The organism is Frankia tisae, from assembly GCF_025403405.1.
Taxonomy (GTDB): Bacteria; Actinomycetota; Actinomycetes; order Frankiales; family Frankiaceae; genus Frankia; species Frankia tisai.
The window spans coordinates 1-1,296 of sequence record NZ_JANEZT010000694.1 but is presented as its reverse complement, the minus strand read 5'-3'; the positions used below and the strand labels follow the sequence as shown (position 1 = coordinate 1,296).

The 1,296-nt window shown below is 69.3% G+C and carries 1 protein-coding gene; it reads right to left on the bottom strand.

What is annotated here, in order from left to right:
* Window positions 1-2: 2 nt before the first annotated feature.
* Window positions 3-1,070, bottom strand: a complete 1,068-nt coding sequence (locus tag NBZ85_RS31170; protein ID WP_261563427.1) for an ABC transporter substrate-binding protein — start codon at window positions 1,068-1,070, stop codon at window positions 3-5.
* Between the last annotated feature and the right edge of the window lie 226 nt (window positions 1,071-1,296).

Genomic DNA, 1,296 nt, shown 5'->3' with positions numbered 1-1,296 from the left:
GGCTAGGAGCCCGCCGCGGTCGGGCCCGCGGAGGGTGTCGCCGTCGAGGTGGGGAAGAGCCGGTCGTTGTAACGGCCGTCGAGGTAGCGGCCCAGGTCGGGGCGCGGCTTGTCGGGCACGACGCCGCCCCAGACGAGCAGGCTGAGCTGCTGGTTCAGCGCACTGGTGATCTTCGAATCGATGCGCAGGTAGTCGCCGGGGGCCGGCGGCGCCTGAGCGGCGGGAGAGCCGGTGTCCTTCGCCCAGACCGCCGCGTACCTGTCCGGGTGCTGTTGGTAGAAGGTGTTGGCCTTCTGCCAGCGCACCAGCAGGTCCCCGATCGCCGCCGAACGGGCGGGATTCCTCAGCGCGGAGTCGGGGACCGCGAGACCGCCGATGAACGGGAACCCGGCCTGTTCCGCGGTGACCAGCTCCTTGAAGCCGTACTTGTTGATGCCGGTCTGGGTGTAGGGCTGGCTCTCCGCGATCGCGTCGACGCTGCCGCCGGCCAGCGCCGTCAGGCTGTCGGCGTAGGTCAGGGTCGCGATCTTGATGTCCTTGGTGGTCATGCCGTTCTGCTTCAGCTCGTACAGCAGGAAGGCCTGCGGCAACGTGCCGGACGGCGCCGCCACCCTCTTGCCCCGCAGATCCCGCACGGAGGTAAGGGTGGAGTTCTTCGGCACCAGGATCCCGGCGCCGGTGCCCTTCGAGGACAGCGCCGAGATGGCGACGAACTTGACGGCGCTCTGCGCCTTCGCCGCGTAGATCAGGCCGGTGGAGCCGACGCCGGCGATGTCGAGCGAGCCGGCCTGCTCCGCGGTGAGCTCGTCGTTCGCCGAGGCGAAGCGGGCGGAGGTGATCTTGTAGGGCAGGTCGTTCAGCACCCCCGCGCCCTCGAGCACGTGCACGGTGCTCAGGGTGGCCTGGTCGCCCAGACGGATCGTCACCCCGCTGAGATCGATCTTTCCCCCCGCCGCCGGGGCAGCCGCGGCGCTGCTGCTGCCGCCCGAACCGCAGGCGGTGACGATCGCGGCCGAGAAGGCCAGCGCGGTGGCCAGCGCCCCGAGCCGGCGTGAACGTTTTTTGATCATGATTTCCCTCTGGCTCGGGAGGATGGCCCGTCGCCAATCTTGATTTTGTCGATCCGAATTATGGACTTTACCGACAGTCGGAATTTGATGTCAACATACGGAAGATGCGGAACGGAGCGGATGCCGTCCGGGCCCGGCGCGTGCTACCGGTTCGCGGGCGTGCGAAAGCCCGCCGCGGCGCGGGCCCGTGACAGGTCGCCACGGCGTGGGCGACGCAGGGGTGGGG

Excerpts from the sequence above, each read along its gene's own strand:
- NBZ85_RS31170 (WP_261563427.1), bottom strand. The coding sequence starts at position 1,070 with ATGATCAAAAAACGTTCACGCCGGCTCGGGGCGCTGGCCACCGCGCTG.